This window comes from Streptomyces tubbatahanensis, from assembly GCF_022699385.1.
Classification (GTDB): domain Bacteria; phylum Actinomycetota; class Actinomycetes; order Streptomycetales; family Streptomycetaceae; genus Streptomyces; species Streptomyces diacarni.
The window spans coordinates 758,207-777,671 of record NZ_CP093846.1; the positions used below are offsets into that span (position 1 = coordinate 758,207).

At 74.3% G+C, this 19,465-nt stretch carries 20 protein-coding genes; 10 read left to right on the forward strand and 10 right to left on the reverse strand.

Going from position 1 to position 19,465, the window contains the following annotated elements; translation table 11 throughout:
- Positions 1–86: 86 nt before the first annotated feature.
- Both MMF93_RS03195 and MMF93_RS03200 read left to right on the forward strand, forming a co-directional pair.
- The gene (locus MMF93_RS03195; RefSeq protein ID WP_242749350.1) at positions 87–398 is read left to right on the forward strand and encodes a hypothetical protein; all 312 of its coding nucleotides are present in this window, start codon (positions 87–89) and stop codon (positions 396–398) included.
- 150 nt (positions 399–548) lie between these two features.
- Positions 549–1,202, forward strand: coding sequence for an ATP-binding protein (locus tag MMF93_RS03200; RefSeq protein ID WP_242749351.1), 654 nt, complete (start codon positions 549–551; stop codon positions 1,200–1,202).
- Between the two features lie 42 nt (positions 1,203–1,244).
- Here MMF93_RS03200 and MMF93_RS03205 read toward each other — a convergent pair whose 3' ends face one another.
- Genes MMF93_RS03205 through MMF93_RS03215 form a run of 3 tightly spaced genes read right to left on the reverse strand, consistent with a single transcriptional unit; the run spans position 1,245 to position 3,457 of the window.
- Entirely contained in the window at positions 1,245–1,562 is a 318-nt protein-coding gene (locus MMF93_RS03205) for an SHOCT domain-containing protein (RefSeq protein WP_242749352.1), read from the reverse strand.
- Between the two features lie 40 nt (positions 1,563–1,602).
- Positions 1,603–2,220 carry a GNAT family N-acetyltransferase gene (locus MMF93_RS03210; RefSeq protein WP_341483226.1) on the reverse strand — a complete coding sequence of 206 codons (618 nt, stop codon included), beginning with the start codon at positions 2,218–2,220 and terminating at the stop codon, positions 1,603–1,605.
- Between the two features lie 4 nt (positions 2,221–2,224).
- Positions 2,225–3,457, reverse strand: a complete 1,233-nt coding sequence (locus MMF93_RS03215; protein ID WP_242749354.1) for an ROK family protein — start codon at positions 3,455–3,457, stop codon at positions 2,225–2,227.
- 17 nt (positions 3,458–3,474) lie between these two features.
- Here MMF93_RS03215 and MMF93_RS03220 point away from each other — a divergent pair, with 17 nt between their 5' ends.
- From MMF93_RS03220 to MMF93_RS03230, 3 genes are all read left to right on the forward strand, one after another.
- The gene (locus MMF93_RS03220) at positions 3,475–4,722 is read left to right on the forward strand and encodes an MFS transporter (protein ID WP_242749356.1); all 1,248 of its coding nucleotides are present in this window, start codon (positions 3,475–3,477) and stop codon (positions 4,720–4,722) included.
- Positions 4,723–4,822: 100 nt separating this feature from the next.
- Complete coding sequence (locus tag MMF93_RS03225) at positions 4,823–5,698, forward strand: alpha/beta fold hydrolase (protein ID WP_242749358.1); 876 nt, start codon at positions 4,823–4,825, stop codon at positions 5,696–5,698.
- Positions 5,699–5,720: 22 nt separating this feature from the next.
- Positions 5,721–6,185: a DUF4442 domain-containing protein gene (locus tag MMF93_RS03230; protein WP_242749359.1), complete on the forward strand. Its 465-nt coding sequence runs from the start codon at positions 5,721–5,723 to the stop codon at positions 6,183–6,185.
- A gap of 60 nt (positions 6,186–6,245) precedes the next feature.
- On the opposite strand, the gene MMF93_RS03235 is transcribed toward MMF93_RS03230, so the two are convergent.
- The 3 genes from MMF93_RS03235 to MMF93_RS03245 all read right to left on the reverse strand — a co-directional run bounded on the left by MMF93_RS03235 (position 6,246) and on the right by MMF93_RS03245 (position 9,820).
- On the reverse strand, positions 6,246–6,911 hold the full coding sequence (locus MMF93_RS03235) for a response regulator transcription factor (protein ID WP_242749360.1): 666 nt from the start codon (positions 6,909–6,911) through the stop codon (positions 6,246–6,248).
- Between the two features lie 36 nt (positions 6,912–6,947).
- Positions 6,948–8,282, reverse strand: coding sequence for a sensor histidine kinase (locus MMF93_RS03240; RefSeq protein ID WP_242749361.1), 1,335 nt, complete (start codon positions 8,280–8,282; stop codon positions 6,948–6,950).
- Positions 8,283–8,413: 131 nt separating this feature from the next.
- Entirely contained in the window at positions 8,414–9,820 is a 1,407-nt protein-coding gene (locus MMF93_RS03245) for a geranylgeranyl reductase family protein (RefSeq protein WP_242749362.1), read from the reverse strand.
- A gap of 126 nt (positions 9,821–9,946) precedes the next feature.
- Here MMF93_RS03245 and MMF93_RS03250 point away from each other — a divergent pair, with 126 nt between their 5' ends.
- Entirely contained in the window at positions 9,947–11,386 is a 1,440-nt protein-coding gene (locus tag MMF93_RS03250) for a dipeptidase (RefSeq protein ID WP_423835340.1), read from the forward strand.
- 33 nt (positions 11,387–11,419) lie between these two features.
- Here the strand turns inward: MMF93_RS03250 and MMF93_RS03255 are convergent, their stop codons facing one another.
- Positions 11,420–12,457 (reverse strand): NUDIX hydrolase, encoded by a 1,038-nt coding sequence (locus MMF93_RS03255; protein WP_242749363.1) that lies wholly within the window; start codon positions 12,455–12,457, stop codon positions 11,420–11,422.
- Between the two features lie 248 nt (positions 12,458–12,705).
- The gene (locus tag MMF93_RS03260; RefSeq protein ID WP_242749364.1) at positions 12,706–13,275 is read right to left on the reverse strand and encodes a TIGR03086 family metal-binding protein; all 570 of its coding nucleotides are present in this window, start codon (positions 13,273–13,275) and stop codon (positions 12,706–12,708) included.
- 190 nt (positions 13,276–13,465) lie between these two features.
- Here MMF93_RS03260 and MMF93_RS03265 point away from each other — a divergent pair, with 190 nt between their 5' ends.
- The 3 genes from MMF93_RS03265 (at position 13,466) to MMF93_RS03275 (ending at position 15,973) form a co-directional block, all read left to right on the forward strand.
- Positions 13,466–14,407 (forward strand): helix-turn-helix domain-containing protein, encoded by a 942-nt coding sequence (locus MMF93_RS03265; protein WP_242757226.1) that lies wholly within the window; start codon positions 13,466–13,468, stop codon positions 14,405–14,407.
- Between the two features lie 192 nt (positions 14,408–14,599).
- Positions 14,600–14,926, forward strand: coding sequence for a DUF8129 domain-containing protein (locus MMF93_RS03270; protein ID WP_242749365.1), 327 nt, complete (start codon positions 14,600–14,602; stop codon positions 14,924–14,926).
- Positions 14,927–15,196: 270 nt separating this feature from the next.
- The gene (locus tag MMF93_RS03275) at positions 15,197–15,973 is read left to right on the forward strand and encodes an alpha/beta hydrolase (RefSeq protein WP_242749366.1); all 777 of its coding nucleotides are present in this window, start codon (positions 15,197–15,199) and stop codon (positions 15,971–15,973) included.
- 115 nt (positions 15,974–16,088) lie between these two features.
- On the opposite strand, the gene MMF93_RS03280 is transcribed toward MMF93_RS03275, so the two are convergent.
- Together MMF93_RS03280 and MMF93_RS03285 are read right to left on the reverse strand one after the other, a co-directional pair.
- Complete coding sequence (locus MMF93_RS03280; RefSeq protein ID WP_242749367.1) at positions 16,089–16,790, reverse strand: DUF4232 domain-containing protein; 702 nt, start codon at positions 16,788–16,790, stop codon at positions 16,089–16,091.
- A 278-nt stretch (positions 16,791–17,068) separates the two neighbouring features.
- Positions 17,069–18,013 (reverse strand): ROK family protein, encoded by a 945-nt coding sequence (locus MMF93_RS03285; RefSeq protein WP_242749368.1) that lies wholly within the window; start codon positions 18,011–18,013, stop codon positions 17,069–17,071.
- Between the two features lie 383 nt (positions 18,014–18,396).
- Between MMF93_RS03285 and MMF93_RS03290 the strand changes: the two genes are divergently transcribed.
- Positions 18,397–19,401, forward strand: a complete 1,005-nt coding sequence (locus tag MMF93_RS03290; protein WP_242757228.1) for a LacI family DNA-binding transcriptional regulator — start codon at positions 18,397–18,399, stop codon at positions 19,399–19,401.
- The last annotated feature ends 64 nt before the right edge of the window (positions 19,402–19,465 follow it).

The following is a 19,465-nucleotide window of genomic DNA, read 5'->3' on the forward strand; positions in this document are numbered from 1 at the left end:
TCCTGGCAAGGGGTGGGCCTTCCGGGGGTGTGTGCGCACTGTTCGGGGGTACCTTCGCGGGATGACCCGGTGGGAGGCGGTGTGTCGTGGTGGATCCGGAGTTCGACGCGACCGGCGTGGGGATACGGCGGATGCTTCGCTCACTCACCCGGGCCGGCCACGTGCTGGTGCGGGACGGCGAGCTGGTGCTGATGACCAGCTATGGGAGTGAGATCGACAGCGCGCCGGTGGACGAGGTACGCATCAGCGGCTACGGGCTGCGCGATCAGGCGCTGGCGACACTGCGCGGCAGAAGCTACGTGCTCCGGCTGGGCCTCAGACACCGCGAGGGCCTGCTGTCGGCGGTGCGGACGGCCCGGGCGAAGTCCGCAGCCGAGCGTGGCGTACTCGGCACCTGACGCGGACGGTAGTCACACCGTCGCTCCGCGTTGCGGGCCTGCTCTCCGGGTCGCATGCTGACCGTGTAACGCACGTGCACACACGTCACATGTGGTGGTCCGGCCCCGCCCTCTTGCGGGGCGGTTCCGAAGCAGGCAGGGAGTCGCGTCGTGATCAGTCCATTGAGCAGCACGACCGAGCACACCACCCCGGCCCCGGGGCGGCACTGCGCCGTGGAGTTCCAGGCGTTGCCCTCACGCATCGGCGAGGTGCGCGGCATCGTCTCCGCACAGCTGTGCCACTGGGGCCTGGAGACCCTCGTCGACACCGCGAGCCTCGGCCTGACCGAGTTGCTGACCAACGTCCTCAAGCATGCGGCGGGCGACGAGGCGGTGGGCGAGAACCCCGCCCCGGCCGGCAAACACTGCACGGTCGAGCTCTCGTTCGTCTGGAACCGCCTGACGGTCTCGGTCCGCGACCACGACCCGCGGCTGCCGCACGCCGCCCGCGGTGCCGGGGCGCGGCGGGAAGAGCTGTCCACGCACGGGCGGGGGCTCGCGCTGGTCGCGGCGATCAGCGAGAGCTGGGGCGTGCGTACCCAGCACGACGGCTCGGGCAAGACCGTCTGGTTCGCGCTGCCCGCGCCCCCGCGGAAGGCGGCTCCCCGCCGCCGCTCCAGTACGGGGACGGAGGGGTCGGGCACGTCTTCGGAGTCAGGGCCTCACGCGGCGCGGGCCGCCACCCGGGTGGGGCGGCGGCCGCACACCTCCCCCGCCGCGGCCGTACCGACCCCCGTGGAGGCGGAGACGGCCCCCACGGGGTGAGCCCCCACAGGACCGCGGCCCCGGCCGGCGGCAGCGGCACGCTCATCGCCTGCCGCCTTGTGCTTCACCGTCCCCCTCGCTGAGGCTCGCCCTGAGCACGGAGGTGCGGCGCCAGTACTCGTCCTCGTCGATCTCTCCGCGGGCGAAGCGGCGACCGAGCAGGTCGAGCGGCGTCTCCGTGCCGCGCGGAGTCCGGTGGCCGTGCGCCGTCCGCGGCTGCCAGGGCGCGCGGCGACCGCGCCCCGCGGTGCGGCGCAGCAGGGTGACACCGCCGGCGACGACGACCGCCCAGACCAGCGGGAAGAACAGGATCCAGGGGCCGGGGCCCCCGCCGTCGTGCCAGTGCGCCAGCAGGTCCATCTCTCTCAGCTCCTCGGTAGCGGGCCGTGGTGTGTGCTCGCTATCGAGGGTGCGCGCCGGAGGGCGGCTTGGTCGTCGTACGGCCGGCGGCAACGGAGGTACCTCGCGGGGAGTACGGGCTCCGGGCCGGCGCGGGGCCCACCGGGCGGCTCGTCTCGCGGCGCATGCACAGGCGGGGCCAGCGGTCGAGGCCCGCGGCGGCCTCGTCGGCACGGATCTGCCGCAGCCCGGGGGTGAGGTCGCCCGCGGCGAGGGCCCGGAAGCCCAGGCGCGCGTAGTAGGGCGCGTTCCAGGGCACGTCGGCGAACGTGGTGAGGGTGAGGGCGGGTATCCCGTCGGCGGCCGCCCTGGCCGCCAGCTCGTCGAGGAGGGCGCGGCCGATACCGCGGCGCGCACTGTCGGGGTGCACGGAGATCTGCTCGACGTGCAGGCAGCCGTCGACGGGTTCGGTCAGCGCGTAGGCGACGGGCCGGCTCCCGGGCTCGGGGGTGACGACCCACAGGCCGCCGGAGCGCGCGTAGCTGCCCAGCGACTCCAGCGTGGGCGGCTCGTCGTCGGCGATCTCGTCCATGCCGATGTCGCGGAACCAGCGCCCCGCCGCCCGTTCGATCTCCTGGAGTACGTCGAGTTCGCGGGCGCGTCCCGCTTCGATCCGCATGGGTTCATCCTCCCAGCGCACCGATCGGATCGTCGAGAACGGGCTGCCAGGCCAGTTCGGCGGCGCCGACCAGCGAACTGTGCTCCAGCGCGCTGGGCAGTACCGGCACGCTGCCGCTGCGGCCCCACAGGCTCCGGTCGGCGACGACGCCGCGCAGCCGCTCCCCGTCGGCCTCGACGAGGGCGCGGTGCAGTCCGGCCAGCACGATGCGGTCGGGGTTGAGGATGTTGACCAGCCCCGCGAGTCCGAGGCCGAGCCGGTCGACGAGCCGCCCCGCCGCCGCGCGCACCCGGGCGTCGGTGGCGTACTCGGTGCGGATCAGTTCACCTGCCTGGGCCAGCAGCGAGTCGCGGTCGGACGGGGTGCGTCCGGCTGCGGCGAAGAGGGCGGCCGGGTCGGTCTCCACGTCAAGACAGCCGCGGCTGCCGCAGTGGCACGGGCGGCCGCCCGGGTCCACGGTCAGGTGGCCGACCTCCAGGGCGAGGCCCGAACTGCCGGTGTGCAGACGGCCGTCGAGTACCAGGGCGCCGCCCACGCCCTGGTGTCCTGTGCCGACGACGAGCAGGTGTCCGGCTCCGCGTCCCGCGCCGTGCCGGTACTCGGCGAGGGCCGCCACGTTGAGGTCGTTGGCGGCGAAGCCGGTGACCGGTGGGCCGCCCGCCGCGTGGGTGATGCCGGACTCGGCGAGGCAGGCGCGGAAGGTGTCGCGCACGGGGGCGCCCGCCTGCCAGGCCAGGTGCAGGGGGTTGAGCGCGGTTCCCTCGGGTTCGGCGACGGCGGAGGGCACCGCGAGTCCGGCGCCGACGCACCGCCGCCCGGTGTCGCTCAGCAACTGGGCGCCCGTTCGGACGACTTCGCTGATGACCTGTGCCGGGTCGGCGTCCACGGTGCCGCAGCCGGGCGCGGTGGCCACCAGGTGCCCGCCGAGGCCGACGAGGGCGGCGCGGTAGCCGTCCGCGTGGATCTGGGCGGCCAGCGCCACCGGGCCGCGCGGGTTGACGGCCAGCCGGTGGGAGGGGCGGCCCTGGGTGCCGACCGGTGCCGTGGGGTGGGGGTCGACGGTGATGAGCCCGAGGGTTTCGAGTTCACTCGCGACGGCTCCCGCTGTCGCCCGGGTCACGCCGAGTTCGGCGGTGAGCACCGCGCGGGTGGGCGCCTGCCCGGTGTGGACCAGCTCCAGCGCGGGTCCGAGTGCCGAACGCCCTCGCTCCAGCCTTGTTGTACGCGTCTGGGTCACGCCTCTATTCTCTCTTTGTGCCGACACTGAACAAAATACGGTCGGCGCTCGCCGGTGCAACGGGGCACCGCGGTCGTCCACCCGCCGCCTCCCCTCGCCCGGACCTGCGCCGCTTCCGCATCACCCTGACAGTCTTCTTCGCTCTCGACGGCTTCCTCTTCGCCGGTTGGGTCGTCCGCATCCCCGCCGTCAAGGCGCAGACCGGCGCGTCGTCCAGCGCGCTCGGCCTCGCCCTGCTCGGCGTCTCAGCGGGCGCCGTGGCCACCATGATGCTCACAGGAAGACTCTGCTCGCGCCTGGGCAGCCAACCCGTCGTGCTCGTCTGCGGGCTGCTGCTGCCGCTGAGCGTCGCCCTCCCGCCCCTCACCCGCTCGGCGCTCGCCCTCGGCCTGGTGCTGCTCGTCTTCGGCGCCGCGTACGGAGGCATGAGCGTCGCCCTCAACAGCGCGGCCGTCGACCTGATCGCCGCGCTGCGCCGCCCCGTGATGCCCGGCTTCCACGCCGCGTTCAGCCTCGGCGGGATGCTCGGCGCGGGCCTGGGCGGCCTGGTCGCGGGGCGGCTGAGCCCGACCCGGCACCTGCTGCTGCTCGCCGCCGCTGGGCTGCTGCTCGCGCTCCTGTTCGCCCGGCCGCTGCTGCGCTTCCCGCTCGAGCCCGCGCGGCGCGAGGGGGACGGTGCCGAGGCGACGGGCAACGCCGCACGGGCGCCCGGGCGCGCGCGGTGGCTGGTCGCCGTACTGGGTCTGATCGCCCTGTGCACGGCGTACGGTGAGGGCGCTCTGGCCGACTGGAGCGCCCTGCACCTGGCCGACGACCTGTCAGCGGGCGCCGGGTTGGCCGCCGCCGGGTACTCGGTGTTCGCCGGGGCGATGACGCTGGGGCGGCTGTCGGGGACGACCCTGGTCGAACGGCTGGGCCCCGACCGGGTGTTGATCGCGGGCGGCGCGCTGGGCTGCTGCGGCATGCTGCTGGGCTCCCTGGCGCCCTCGGTGTGGCTCGCCCTGGCCGGGTTCGTGCTCACAGGGCTGGGTCTCGCGAACGTCTTCCCCATCGCCATCGGGCGCGCCGGGGACCTCGCGGGTCCCGGCGGTGTCGCCGCCGCCTCCACCTTCGGCTACGGCGGCATCCTCGTCGGCCCGGTGGCCATCGGCTTCCTGGCGGACTGGTTCTCGCTCCCGACCGCGCTGCTGACGGTGGCCGTGCTCGCCGCGTTCGCCTCCCTCACGGCGTGGGCGACGCGGCGGGCGGTGCTCCCGCACGGCTGACCGGCCACCGCGCCCCCCACAGCCGGCGTGGCCAGATCCTTGCACTTGTCGGCCCTCCGGCCAATGGTGTGCGGGCCCACCGGCCAGCACAGTGGTCCCCATGAACGAGACCTGGACGCTGGATCGCACCTACGACAGCCCCGCGGGCACCGTGCGCTGGACCGCGCTGGGCGACCCCGCCCTGCCGCCCGTCGTCCTGCTGCACGGCACCCCGTGGTCCTCCTTCGTGTGGCGCGACACCGCCCGCGCACTGGCCGAAGACCACCACGTGTTCGTGTGGGACATGCCCGGTTACGGCACCTCGGCCAAGTACGAGGGCCAGGACGTCTCACTGGACGCGCAGGGCCGGCTGTTCGCCGCACTGCTGGAGCACTGGGGGCTGGAGCGGCCCGCCGTGGTGGGGCACGACTTCGGAGGCGCCGTCGCCCTGCGGGCCCACCTGCTGCACGGTGCGCGTTTCGCGCGGCTCGCGCTGGTGGACGTGGTCGCGCTGGCCCCCTGGGGTTCGGGCGCCTACCGGCTGCTGGGCGAGCACGCCGAGGTGTTCGCCCAACTGCCGCCCGCCCTGCACGGCGCGCTGGTACGGGAGTACGTGGCCTCCGTCGGCGGGCCCGGGCTGCGCCGGGAGGTGATCGAGCGGCTGGCCGAGCCCTGGACGGGCGAGGAGGGGCAACCTGCGCTCTACCGGCAGATGGCGCAGAACGGGCAGCGCTGGACCGACGAGATCGAGAAGCGCTACGGCGACCTCGCGCTCCCCGTCCTCGTCTGCTGGGGCACCGAGGACGCCTGGATCCCCGTCGCACGCGGACGGGCGCTGGCGGCGGCGATCCCCGGCGCCACGCTGCACCTGCTGGAGGGCGCCGGGCACCTCGTCCAGGAGGACGCGCCCGCCGAACTGGCGGCGGCGCTGGGCGCCTTCCTGCGGGCGGAGCGCCCGGGGGCAGCCGACGCCGAGAGCGCCATTACTCATGGGTAACGCGCGTGGTAACTTCGCCGCCATGGCAAACGTGCTCCGCACACCCAGCGGCCTGCGGCGGGCCCTGAACTGGTACCCGCCCTACCGGTGCACCGGCGTGCGCGTGCTGGAGGTCGCCGAGGACTGGAGCAGGGCCCGGGTGCGGCTGCGCCTGACCCGGTTCAACCGCAACTACTTCGGCACCCAGTTCGGCGGCTCCCTCTACTCGATGAGCGACCCCTTCTTCTGCCTGCTGGCGGTCAACAGGCTGGGGCGGGACTACGTGGTGTGGGACAAGGCGGCCGAGATCGAGTTCGTCTCCCCCGGGCGGGGCGACGTCTACGCCGACTTCCAGCTGCCCGAGGAGCGCGTGGAGGAGATCCGCGCGGCCACCGCGGACGGCTCCAAGGCGCTGCCGTGGTTTCAGTCCACCGTCACGGCCGCGGACGGCACCGTCGTCGCACGCGTCCGCAAACAGCTCTACGTGCGCCGCAAACGGAACACGTGACCGCTCGCGGGAGACGTGACCGCACGCGGGACGCGTGACCGCCCGTCCGCCGGGTGGGGCTCAGCCCAGCCAGCCCGGGCGCACCAGGCCGGACTCGTAGGCGAGGACGACCAGTTGGGCGCGGTCGCGAGCGCCCAGCTTGACCATCGTGCGGCTCACGTGGGTCTTGGCCGTCAGCGGGGAGACGACCAGCCGGCGGGCGATCTCCTCGTTGGAGAGACCCAGGCCCACCAGCGCCATCACCTCCCGCTCCCGCTCGGTCAGCCGGGCCAGCTCCTCGGCCGCCGCGGGCTGCTTGGAGCGGGCGGCGAACTCCTCGATCAGGCGGCGGGTCACGCCGGGCGAGAGCAGCGCGTCCCCGCCGACGACCGCGCGCACCGCCCGTACCAGCTCCTCGGGTTCGGTGTCCTTGACCAGGAACCCGGAGGCCCCCGAGCGCAGCGCCTCGAAGACGTACTCGTCCAGTTCGAACGTGGTCAGCATGACGACCTTCACCGCCGCGAGCCGCGGGTCGCCGGTCAGGCGGCGGGTCGCAGCCAGGCCGTCGAGCACGGGCATCCGGATGTCCATCAGCACCAGGTCGGGGGAGGTCTCCCGGACCAGCGCGACCGCCTCCTGGCCGTCGGCCGCCTCGCCCGCGACCTCGATGTCGGGCTGCGCGTCCAACAGCGCCCGGAATCCGGCGCGGACGAGGACCTGATCGTCGGCGAGAAGGACGCGGATCACGGTGTCTCCCTGTGGTTCTGCGGTGCGGCAGGGCGGTCACTGTAGCGGCGCGCCGCCCTGCGGGGGCGGCAGCGGGATCGTCGCCAGGACGCGGAAGCCACCACCTGGGCGCGGGCCCGCCTCGAGCGTGCCCCCGAACGCCGCGGCCCGCTCACGCATGCCCACCAGCCCCATGCCGCCGCCGGTCGGTCCACTGCCGGTCGCCGGCCCCTCGTCGTCGACGAGCAGATCCATGGCGGTGCCGCCGTAGTGGAGGCGCACGCGCGCGGTGCGGGAGCCCGAGTGGCGCACGATGTTGGTGAGGGCCTCCTGGACGATGCGGAACGCCGCCAGGTCGGCGCCCGGCGGCAGCGGAACGGGCGCCCCCTCCGTCTCGGTGGCGACCTGGAGCCCGGCGCGCGCGGCCTGCTCTGTCAGCTCGGCCAGCCGGTCGAGCCCGGGCGCGGGGGCGCGGGGCGCCTCCCCCGGCGCACGGAGCGTGTCCAGCACCTGGCGCACCTCGCCCAGCGCCTCCTTGCTCGCGGCCTTGATGGTGGTGAGCGCGGTCCGCGCCTGTTCCGGTTCCGCGTCGAGAAGGGCGAGGCCGACCCCTGCCTGGACGTTGATGACGGAGATGCTGTGGGCCAGCACGTCGTGCAACTCGCGGGCGATGCGCAGCCGCTCCTCGCCGGCCCGCCGCTGCTCGGCCTCCTCCGCCTCGCGCTGCCTGCGCTCCCGCTCGGCACGGCGCACCCGGGCCAGCTCACCCGCCGTGCACAGCGCCACCATCCACACCAGCATGAACAGGTCCGTGCCCCAGGACCTGGGCGCATCTCCACCGGGCGGCAGCAGGTGGTGGAAGGTATGGGCCACCAGCAGGTTGCCCACCCACAGGACCCCCAGGGCGGACCAGGTCACGTACCGGTGCCCCGTCACGAGCGCGGCGAAGCCCGCGACGACGACGCTGATCAGGATCGGACCGTAGGGGTAGCCGGCCGCCAGATACGCCAGCGTCACCGCCGCCGTCCCGCAGACCGCACAGCGCGGGTAGCGGTACCTGACCAGCAGCAGCAGCGGCCCCAGCGTCAGCAGGAGGCGGGCGGCCCCGTCGGGACCGACCACGTCGCCGGCCCGCTGGTTGTGCGCGGCGAAACCCGTGCCGGCCTGCTGGAGGACGAAGACGGCGACCGACGTCGCCCACGGAACGCGCCGCCGCGCCCAGGGCGGCGGAGCCGGAAGCTCTCCCGGCCGGCGCCGCCACCGCGACCGCCGCGCCGGTGACGGGCCCGCCGCCGCGGCGTCGCCGTCACCGGGAACAGGGGCGGTGCCGTGACCGAGGGCAGGGGCGTCGCCGTCACCGGAAGCGGCGGCGGAGGAAGGGGTGCTGACCACGCCTCTCACGCTAGCCGCGCCTCGTACGGTGCGTCGTCAGCCGGGCGCGGTGCTCGCGGCTACTCCCCGGGGAGTACGGGCCCGCGGGCGGCCGCGTGGGGCCGCCACCTCGGTACGACGAGCGGGCCGGGTCAGGCCGAGGGGCGTCGCGCCGACTCGCCACCCGGCTCGTCACGGCCCTGCGAAGGCCGCTCACCGGCGCCGTCCGCGCGGTCGTCCTGCTCGGCGCCCTGCTGAGCGGCGGCGACGGCGCCCTCCCTCACGTCCTCGGCCGCCTCGGAGCCGTCGCGTGCGGCCTCCCTGCGGTCGAACGTGTCCAGAACGCGGCGGGCAACGGGGTGCACCCGGACGACCTCGGCCAGCGAGGTGGCGCCGCGGGTGAAGCGCGCGAAGACGTTCCAGGCGGGCCTGAAGCCGGTGAGAGCAGCGTGGAAGAGGCCGGGCCGACGGGCGAAGATCCGCAGCAGCCGCCGCCCGACGCCCATCTCGACGCCGAGTCCCGCCTTGACGGCGAACGCGTAGTTGAGGGCCTGCCGGCGCGCGTCCACCGCGTCGTGCGCCTCGGCGATGCGTACCGCCCACTCCCCCGCCAGCCGTCCGGAGCGCAGCGCGAAGGAGATGCCCTCGCGGGTCCAGGGCTCCAGAAGACCGGCCGCGTCCCCGGCGACGAGGACCCGGCCGCGGGAGAGCGGTGAGTCGTCGGCGCGGCAGCGGGTCAGGTGTCCCGAGGAGATGCGGGGCTCGAACCCGGCCAGGCCCAGCCGGCCGATGAAGTCGTCCAGGTAGCGCTTGGTGGCCGCGCCGTCGCCACGCGCGGAGATGACGCCGACGGTGAGGGTGTCGCCCTTGGGGAAGACCCAGCCGTAACTGCCGGGGAGCGGGCCCCAGTCCACCAGCGCCCGCCCGGCCCAGTCCTCGGCGACACTGTCGGGGACGGGGATCTCCGCTTCCAGACCGAGGTCGACCTGCTCCATCTTGACGCCGACGTGGGCACCTATCCGGCTCGCGCTGCCGTCCGCGCCGATCACCGCCCTGGCCAGGACCGGCTCGTCCTCGCCCGCCGGCACGACGGCGACCGTGCGGCGGTCGGGCACGGCGGGCCCGTGCTGCTCGACGCGGGAGACGGCGACGCCGGTGCGCACCTCCGCTCCGGCCTTGACGGCCGCCTCCACCAGGGCGTTGTCGAACTCCGGCCGGTTGACCAGGCCGAAGAGCATGCTGCGGGCGCGCCGGGTGCGGGCGAGCTTGCCGTTCAAAGTGAAGGTCACCGCGTGCACGCGGTCGCGCAGCGGGAGGTCGAAGCCGGGCGGGAGCGAGTCCCTGGAGGGGCCGATGATGCCGCCGCCGCACGTCTTGTAGCGCGGCAGCTCGGCTTTCTCCACGAGCAGCACCTTGCGGCCGGCGACGGCCGCCGCGTACGCGGCCGAGGCGCCTGCGGGCCCGGCGCCGACCACGACGACGTCCCAGACGGGGCGGTCCTCCCACCGGTCCCCCGCGGGCTCGACGTCCTCGTTCCCGGCTGCGTTCTCGCTGCTCACGATGTGCTGTGCTCCCGGTTGACCTCTGTTGACTGTATGGCCCACCGCATCCTACGGGGCGGGTCACGTGCGATACACATGTGTCCGTACACGTGTGCCAACGTCGCGCCCACAAGGAGCGTTCCCATGCCGCAGCCCCCGTCAGAACCGACGGCCACGCCCGCAGCAGCCCCCACGTCCACCGCGGCGGGACCGGCCGCCTTGACCGCGGACGTCGCGGCCACCGTCGCCTCGCTGATGCCCCGCGCCAAGTCCGAGCTGAGCGAGCTGGTGGCGTTCCGCTCGGTCGCGGACCCGGAGCAGTTCCCGGTCAGCGAGTGCGAGGGGGCCGCCAGGTGGATCGCCGACGCGCTGCGCGCGGAGGGCTTCCAGGACGTCGCGGCGCTGGACACGCCGGACGGCACCCAGTCGGTCTACGGCTACCTGCCCGGCCCCGCGGGCGCGCCGACGGTGCTGCTGTACGCGCACTACGACGTCCAGCCGCCGCTGGACGAGGCGGCCTGGCGTACCCCGCCGTTCGAGCTGACGGACGGCGCTGACGGCAGGTGGTACGGCAGGGGCGCGGCCGACTGCAAGGGCGGCTTCGTCATGCACCTGCTCGCGCTGCGGGCCGTGCGGGAGAACGGCGGGCTGCCCGTCTCGGTCAAGGTGATCGCGGAGGGCTCCGAGGAGCAGGGCACCGGCGGTCTGGAGCAGTACGCGCGTGCGCACCCCGAGCTGCTGGCCGCTGACGCCGTCGTCATCGGGGACACGGGCAACTTCCGCTGCGGCGTGCCCACCGTCACCGCGACGCTGCGCGGCATGACGCTGCTGCGGGTCCAGGTCGACACGCTCGAAGGAAACCTGCACTCGGGCTTGTTCGGCGGCGCGGCACCGGACGCGCTGGCCGCGCTGCTGCGCACGCTCGACTCCCTGCGGGACGCCGAGGGCAACACCGTCGTCGACGGCCTCGACGCGGACGCGCGATGGGAGGGCATGCCGTATCCGGAGGAGGACTTCCGGCGGGACGCCAAGGTGCTGGACGGGGTCGGTCTGCTCGGCGGCGGCGCGGTCGCCGACCGGCTGTGGGCACGTCCGGCCGTGACCGTACTGGGCATCGACTGCCCACCGGTCGTGGGCGCCACCCCCTCGGTGCACGCCTCGGCGCGCGCCCTGGTCTCGCTGCGGATCCCGCCGGGCACCGACGTCGAGAAGGCCATCGAACTGCTGGTCGCGCACGTCGAGTCGCACGTGCCGTGGCAGGCGCGCGTGACGACCGAGGTGATCGGTCAGGGACAGCCGTTCAGCGCCGACACCTCCAGCCCCGCGTACACCGCGATGGCCACCGCGCTGCGCGAGGCGTACGACGGGCTGGAGATGCAGGTCTCCGGGATGGGCGGCTCGATCCCGCTGTGCAACGCGCTGGACGCCCTCTACCCGGACGCCGAGATCCTCCTCATCGGTCTGAGCGAACCGGAGGCGCAGATCCACGCGGTGAACGAGAGCGTGGACCCGCGCGAACTGGAGCGGATGGCGGTGGCCGAGGCGCTCTTCCTGCACGGATACGCGCAGCAGAAGAACGCCTGACCCCAGCGCCCCCGGGCACCAGGCCCGGGAACGTCAGCGCAGCAGGTGGCCGCAGCCGGTCGGGACACCGCCCTCGAGGTAGAGGGGGTGTCCCGCCCTGCGGGCCCGCAGGGCGCAGCGCAGCCGCTCCAGGCGGTTGGCAGGAAGCAGCCGCGCGGCCTCCTCCTCGGTGACGAAGCGCCAGTCGCGGAGTTCGGCGCCCGGCAGCAGGAGCGCGGCCTCGTCCTCGGCCGCGAGCCGCCCCCCGTCGAAGAGCAGCCGCATCCCGCCGAACGCCGGCGGCTGCGGCGGCTCCCAGTCGACGACCAGCAGCGCCGGCTGCGCCGGCAACCGCAGTCCCAACTCCTCGTAGACCTCGCGGACGCCCGCGGTGCTGGGCGCCTCACCGCGCTCGACCACGCCGCCGGGGAACTCCCAGCCCGGCTTGTAGGTGGGGTCGACGAGGAGCACCCGGTCGCGGTCGTCGAACAGCAGCACCCCCGCGGCGACCGTCTCGGCCGTCGGCTCCGGGGTCTGCACGATGCCGGCGGTGCCCGCCCCCTCACCGATCGCCTCGGCGAGGCGCTCGGCCGTGCGCCGGGGGGTGAGGTGGCTGGTGTCGAGCGTGTGCGCCTCGGCGGTGATCCACGGCAGAGCCGCCCGGTACGAGGACAGGTGTGCCAGGCACCAGGCGCGGGTGGAGCCGCCGTCATCGGCGGCGCGGGTGTCGATGCGCTCGCGCAGTACGGGTTCGTCTGCGTGCAGCAGCAGGTGCTGTACGGGGATGCGGCGGGCGGCGAGCGCGCCGAAGATCTCGTCGCGGTACTCGCGCCGCAGCAGCGTCATCGGGGTGATCAGCGGTCCTTCGACCTCTGTCAGCAAAGCGGCGGCCGTGTCCACCACGAGCCGCCGCCATGAGTGCAGGTCCTGGAAGTCGGCTATCTGTCCGAGGCGTTCCTTGGGCAGCATGCGGCGCAGTGCGGCGCCGATGACTTCGGGGTCGTAGAGCGTGCTGCCGGGAAGCAGGTCGAGCAGTTCGTTCGCCGCGGTGGTCTTGCCCGCGCCGAACGCGCCGTTCAGCCAGACGATCACGGTGTTCCCCCCTCATCCGTCGTCCCCGTTCAGTTGCCCGCATCACCCGGTGGGGGAAACGCGCCGGGGCGGCTCTCCCGGCGCCCGGAGAGGCACGGCGCCCGCGCCCCGGCGCGTACGGCGGGGCGCGCGCGGCCCCGCGCGGGAGGGCTGAAAACGACGGACAGAGGGGAAGGAACGGCCGCCCGAGGCCCGGACGGGGCCGGCAAAGGTCCCGAAGGACGAGGCGGCCCGCCCCCGGAGCCGGGTCAGCTGGGCGACCAGCGCGGGTCGCGGCCGGTGGCGGCGAGCACCTTCTCGAGGGGGGTGGCGTCGGACGGTACGGAAACCTCCTCGCCGTAGACGCCCGCCTTGCGCGCCATGGGCGCCATGTCCTCGACGGCGGGCTGTACCTCGTCCAGTACCGCCTGGTCGGGCCGGTAGTCCTGGCCGGTGGCGCGGGCCAGGTCCCAGCCGTGGACGAGCAGGTCGCCGAGCACCATGTGGGCCACGGTGCGCTGCGGTATGCCCATGCCCTCAGAGACGCCCTCCAGCGCGTCGGGCGCCGCCCACGCGGTGACCAGTTTGCCGGTCTCCTCGCCGAAGCGGGCACGCCAGTCGCCCTGGAGGTAGTCGGGGGTGGTGGAGAAGTCGGCGGCCTCCCGTGCGGCGAGGGCCTGGAAACCGACGACGACGTGGAAGAGGTGGTTGAGCAGCGCCCGTACGTCGTACTCGGCGCAGGGGGTGGGCAGCGTGAGCTGCTCGTCGGTGATGCCGCGCACGACGGGGTCCGCGGCGCCGGCGGCTCCGCCGATGAGAGAGGAGAGTTCGTTGGCCATGCCGTCACGCTAGGTCCGGGCCACGGGCCGGGGCTTGAAGAAACGCGACAGTGCCGGGCATAAGATCGCCGTCATGGCAGGTAAGGGCAGTGCGAAGGCGTCGGACGGCGCGAACCGGACGCCCGCTGCCCGTGAGGCCGCGGCGGAACCGCGCAGCGACACGCGGGGCATCGTGCAGGCGCCGTCGCTGATGGCGCGGGTCCACTTCCGCCGCAGACCGGCGGCCGAGCCGTTGCGCCGCTGGGTGGAGCACTACTGGCTGATCGACTGGGACCTGGAGGAGCCGTACGTCTCGCAGGTCGTCCCGCACCCGTGCGTCAACCTCGTCTTCGAACGGCGCGGCCCCGCGGAGATCGCCGTCGCGAGCGGGCTGGTGGCGGGGGTCGCCACGGACCTGTTCACCACGAAGCTGGCGGACTCCGGACGTGTGTGCGGCGTCCAGTTCCGCCCTGGCGGCTTCCATCCCTTTCTGTCGCCGCCCCGCCCTCTCACAGCCCTGCGAGGAAGGCAGCTGACGCTGCACGAGGCGTTCGGCGACGGAGGAGCGCCCGACGAGGGGGCGGTTGGCGCAGAGGCGCCCGGCGGGGAGGCGTCTGCTGGAAGGGAAGCGGCCGACAGCGAGGCGGCCGGAAGAGAGGCGGCCGGCGCGCGGGAGGTTCTCGCCCGCGTCCGGCCGAGGGACGTGCCCACCCGGGTCCTGCGCCCGGACGCGGAGGAGGGGAGAGTGGCCGCACTCGACGCCTTCCTGCTCTCCCTCTCCCCCCGTACCGATCCCGCCGCCGAGCAGGCCATGGCCCTGGCCGACCGGATCCGCACGGACCGCACCGTCCTGCGCGTCGAGCGCCTGGCCGCGGACGAGGGCGTGTCCGTGCGTACGCTGCAACGGCTCTTCGCCACGTACGTCGGCGTCAGTCCGAAGTGGGCGATCCTGCGCTACCGCGTCCACGAGGCGATGGAGCGCGCCACCGCCTGGCCCCCGACGGACTGGGCCCAGCTGGCCGGCGAGCTGGGCTACAGCGACCAGGCCCACCTGGTCCGTGACTTCACCGCCGCCGTGGGGGTCACGCCGACCGCGTACGCCCGGGCGGTGGAGACCCCGCCGCGCCCGCACTCCGCCGCCGCCGAGGTGTGACGGCACCGGGCCTGCGACAGCGCCGCCGCCCCCGGTGACGGTCTTGACGTGTGCCGGGCGCGCTCGGTGGTTACCCGCCGAGCTGTGGTGCCCGCCGCGTGGCGGGGACACACCGTGAACAGGCGGCGCCCGCTCCTGCGACGAGCGGACGCCCGATCCCGGAATCCGTCGCACCCCAGGAGGCCGGAACCCATGTCAGCACACCAGTCCGACGCTCTGCCGCTGCCCGACTACGATCAGCTGCCGGCGGGGAGCGTGGAGCACAGGATCAGGTCGCTGGGAAGCGACGACGTGCGGCGGCTCGCGGAGTACGAGCAGGCACACGCCGACCGGCCGCAGGTGAAGGAGATCCTGGCGGCGCGCCTGGAGCAGCTCGACGCGGGCGCGGAGCCCTCGCGGGGTGACGCCCGCGCCGGGGGCCCCGACATCCCCGCCGGTAGCTCGGGCGGCTCCCCGGTCTCCCCCGCCGGCGCGGCCGAGCCGGAGGAACCGCTGCGCCACGGCAAGCACGAGAGGTGAGCGCGACGGCTCCCGAAGCACGCTTGCCGGCCTGACCGTGCTCGGCGGCGCCCTGGGGAGGGGCGCCGCCGTGGCGCGACGCCGCGAAAAACATGTGGTGGCCGGGGGCCGCCCACTGCTACGTTTCCGGCAGGCCGTGCGAGAGGACGAGGAGGTGGTACCCGTGAACGCAGTATTGCCATGGGTGCTCCCCTTCGGGGTCACGGTCGGGCGGTAGGCAGGTCGCCCGGGAGCGCCGTTTGATCGAGTGCACTCCCGAAAGGCACGACCATGCAGATCACTTCCGCGCGACGCCTCGACGACGGCGTCCTCGAACGCGCGTTCACTCTCGGTGAGATCCCCGGCTTCCTGTGGACGCCCGAAGACGCGTCCGCTTCCGCGCCAGTGCCACTGATCCTGCTCGGCCACCCCACGCTCGGGCTGCGCAGGATGTACCCCCGGCTGGTGGCCCGCGCCCGGCACTCCGCGGCGGAAGGCTTCGCCACAGCCACCATCGAGCTCCCCGGAAGCGGCGACCGGCCCGGGTGGCCGGCTCTCGACCGGGCCCGCGCCGACCTGCGCCGGGCGATGCAGGCCGGCGAGCCGGTCAGCGACGAGACCGTCGACGCCCTCATCCTCCCCCTGGTCGACAAGGCGGTGCCCGAGTGGCAGGCCGCGCTGGACGCCTTCCTGTCGCTGCCCGAGATCGGCGGTCCTGTCGGGTACTCGGGGGGAGTGATCTCCATCGGGATCCGGCTGGCGGTGGTCGAGCCGCGCGTCGTGGCCGCAGGGCTGTTCGCGGGGAGTCTGGTGCCTCGCGCCATGTTCGAGGAGGCCCGGCAGGTCACTGTTCCCCTGCACGTCCTGCTGCAGTGGGACGACGAGGGCAACGACCGGCAGGCGGCCCTGGACCTGTTCGACGCCTTCGGCTCGAAGGAGAAGTCCCTGCACGCCAATATGGGCGGCCACACCGGGGTCCCGCAGTCCGCGGGGGACGCCGCGGCCCGGTTCTTCACGCGGCACCTGAAGGGAGTACGGGCCCACGCGACGGCAGCAGACGGTAGCTGAGGCCGGGGGCACACCGCCCGTCGGGAAGGCCCCGGCCCTCCTCGGCACGCGTCACCGTGTGTCCGCGCTGTAGCTGTGCCGGCCGAGTCGCACCGCGGCACCCGGCCGGCACAGCTCAGAAGTCGTACGGCTTCTCGGTGTTCCAGTTCAGCACGTCGGCCTCGTTCCAGCTGAACTGCGGCTTCTTGCCCTTGGAGTCGACGGAGTAGAAGGGGCCGACGTCACCGTCCGCACCGCGCAGCCCGATGGCGAACGAGTCCGCCGTGTGGTGCTTCGAGCCGTAGTCGAACAGGTTCACCGCGCTGTACGCCTTGTCTCCGGCCTGGAGCGTGATGCGCTCGTCGCTGCTGGGGTCGTCCTTCTTCGCGTGCGGCAGTGCGGCGCCGTCGACGTCCCCGCCGAGCTTCACGGCCGGGTACGAGGTGACCCAGCACGGCTTGCTGCCCTCGTTCGACGCTGTGACCAGCAGGTGGTCGCCCTCCTGACCCGCGAACCGGTGCACCGCGGTGACCAGCATCTCGTCTCCGCGGCACTGCTGGGCGCCGGAGCCCGTGCCCTGACCCGCGGCCTCGTCCGTTCCACCCGAGGCGGCCGCTGAGCCCTCTCCCTCCTCGGTGTCACCACCGCTCTTGGGCTCCGCGCTGTCCTTGCCGCTGGAGGCGGGCCGGTTGTCCGCCGTATCGGCGGCGCGGTCGGCGCTCGCCGTCTTCGCGTCGTCATCGGCACCGTTGCAGGCGGTCAGGCCCAACGCCAGCGCGGCGGTCACAGCGGCCAGGGTGGCGGAACGGGCGGTACGGCGGGCACGGTGCGTGATCACGATGAAGCTCCCCAAGGTCTGTCAGGACGCGGCGCCTCCGCCTGTTCCGGCGAGGCGAGCGGCCGCATCGGCTGTTTCGCTGTACCCGGTGAGATGGCGCCGGGGCGGACCTTGTTCTCGCGCATCCGTCCGGATTCGGTAACAGGGAAACCGGGGCGCCCGCATCGAGTGTGCACGCGCCGTGCCGGCCGGCGGCGCAGCACGCGGCCGCGGCACAGAAGTGGAGTTCGACGCCCGGGGAAGTGGCGCGGCCCCGCGCCGCGCAGGGCCGGCCGCGCTCAGGCGGCCCCCGCGCCGATCAGTTTCCGCGCCTCGGCGGCCGCGCCCACGAGCCCGGCGTCCGTGCCGGTGGTGGCCGGGGCGATCTCCAGGCCGCGTACGTAGGGCAGGGTCGCGTACCGCTGGAGTTCCTGGCGGAGCGGGGTGAACAGGACGTCGCCCGCGTGGGCGACGCCTCCGCCGATGACCGCGATCTCGATTTCGACGAGGGTGGCGGTGGCGGCGATCGCCGCGGCGAGGGCACGTGCGGCGCGGTCGTAGGCGGCGCGGGCCGCCGCGTCGCCCGCGCGGGCCGCCGCGGCGACTCCGGCGGCGGTGGCGTCCTGGTCGGGTCCCGGCTGCCAGCCCGAGGTCAGCGCGTGGCGTGCGATGTTGGTGCCGCTCGCGATGGTCTCGACACAGCCGTGCGAGCCGCAGGGGCACAGCTCGCCGTTCATGTCGACGCTGATGTGGCCGATGTGCCCGGCGTTGCCGGTGGGCCCGGGGTGGAGGGCGCCGTCGAGGATGAGGCCACCCCCTACGCCGGTGGAGACGACCATGCACAGGGCGTCGGCCCGTCCCCGCGCCGCGCCCTGCCAGTGCTCGGCCGCTGCGATGGCCGGGCCGTCGCCGATCAGGGAGAGCGGGAGCCCGCCGGTGCGTTCGCGGACGTCGGCGACCAGGGGGTGCTCGCGCCAGACGGGGATGTTGACCGGGCTGACGGTGCCCGCCTTCGCGTCCACGGGCCCGGCGCTGCCGATGCCGACGGCACCGACGCGGGCCCACGCGTCGCCGGCGGTCAGCTCGCGCAGGACGTCGTCCACGGCCGCGCTCATCGCCGCGGCGCTCTCCTTGGCGGGGGTGGGCCGCCGCGTGCGCGCCAGCAGTCTGCCGCCGCTGTCCACCAGGGCACCGGCGATCTTGGTGCCGCCGATGTCGAGCGCGGCGACGAGGTCGTTGAGCATGGGCAGCTGACTCCTGCGCGTGCGGGGGACGAGCCCACGGCGAAGCGCGGGCGGACCGCACAAGTCTTGCCACTTCTGACAACGTTGTCCAGTCCCCACCCGCCTCGGGGCTATGCTGCTCGTTACGCGATCACCGCCCCACCCCGCAGGGCGGCACCCCCGACAGGCGACACCCACCCCGACAAGGACAGTCCCACGTGGCCGACGCCCCCAACGCCTCCGGCACCGCCGACCCCGCGCACCCCGCCGGCTCCCCCACCGACGAGACCGGACCGGCCGCCTCCCCCACCGCGTCGACGGCTCCCGGCGCACGGACCGGCGCGCGTGCCGCCGTCCCGCACGCGGCGCGGCACGGCGGACGCCCGCACGCGGGCCGGCCCACCATGAAGGATGTGGCGGCACGCGCCGGTGTCGGCCTCAAGACCGTCTCGCGGGTCGTCAACGGCGAGGCCGGGGTCTCCAGCGACACCGAGCGCCGGGTACAGGAGGCCATCACCGCGCTCGGGTTCCGGCGCAACGACAGCGCCCGTGTGCTGCGCAAGGGCACGACGGCCAGCATCGGCCTCGTCGTCGAGGATTTGGCCGACCCGTTCTACTCACCGCTCAGCCGGGCGGTCGAGGAGGTGGCCCGCGCGCACGGAGCGCTGCTGATCAACGGATCGAGCGCCGAGGACCCGGAGCGGGAGCGCGAGCTGGCACTGGCCCTGTGCGCCCGCCGCGTCGACGGACTGGTGATCGTCCCGGCCAGCGACGACCACCGGTACCTCGCCCCGGAGATCGCCGCCGGCGTCGCCACCGTCTTCCTCGACCGGCCGCCGGGCCGGATCGAGGCCGACATGGTGCTTTCCGACAGCTTCGAGGGCGCCCGCTCGGGGGTGGCCCATCTGATCGCGCACGGACACCGCCGGATCGGCTTCATCGGCGACAGGCCTGGCATCCACACCGCCAAGGAGCGTCTGCGCGGCTACCGGGCGGCGATGGCCGAGGCCGGGCTGCCGGTGAGCGAGTCGTGGGTCGCGCTCGGCCCGACCGGCTCCGGCCGGGTGCGGGCCGACGCGGCCCGGATGCTCGACGGCAGCGGGGGCGCAGCGCCGGTCACGGCCGTCTTCTCGGGGAACAACCGGGTGACGGTCACCCTGGTGCGGGTGCTGGCCGAGCCCGAGCGGCGCGGCCGGCCTGTGGCGCTGGTCGGCTTCGACGACTTCGAGCTGGCCGATCTGCTCTCCCCGCCGGTCACGGTCATCGCGCAGGACCCCGCCGACCTGGGCCGCAGCGCCGCGGAGTTGCTGTTCAGGCGGCTGGACGGCGCCGAAGAACCGCCGCGCACGCTCTCCCGCCCGACGAAGCTGGTCGCCCGCGGCTCGGGCGAGATACCGCCCCCGGACTGACGCGGACGGCAGCGGGGGGACGGCGAACGGCTGCACGCGCCGCCCCGAACCATCCCCGCCCCGC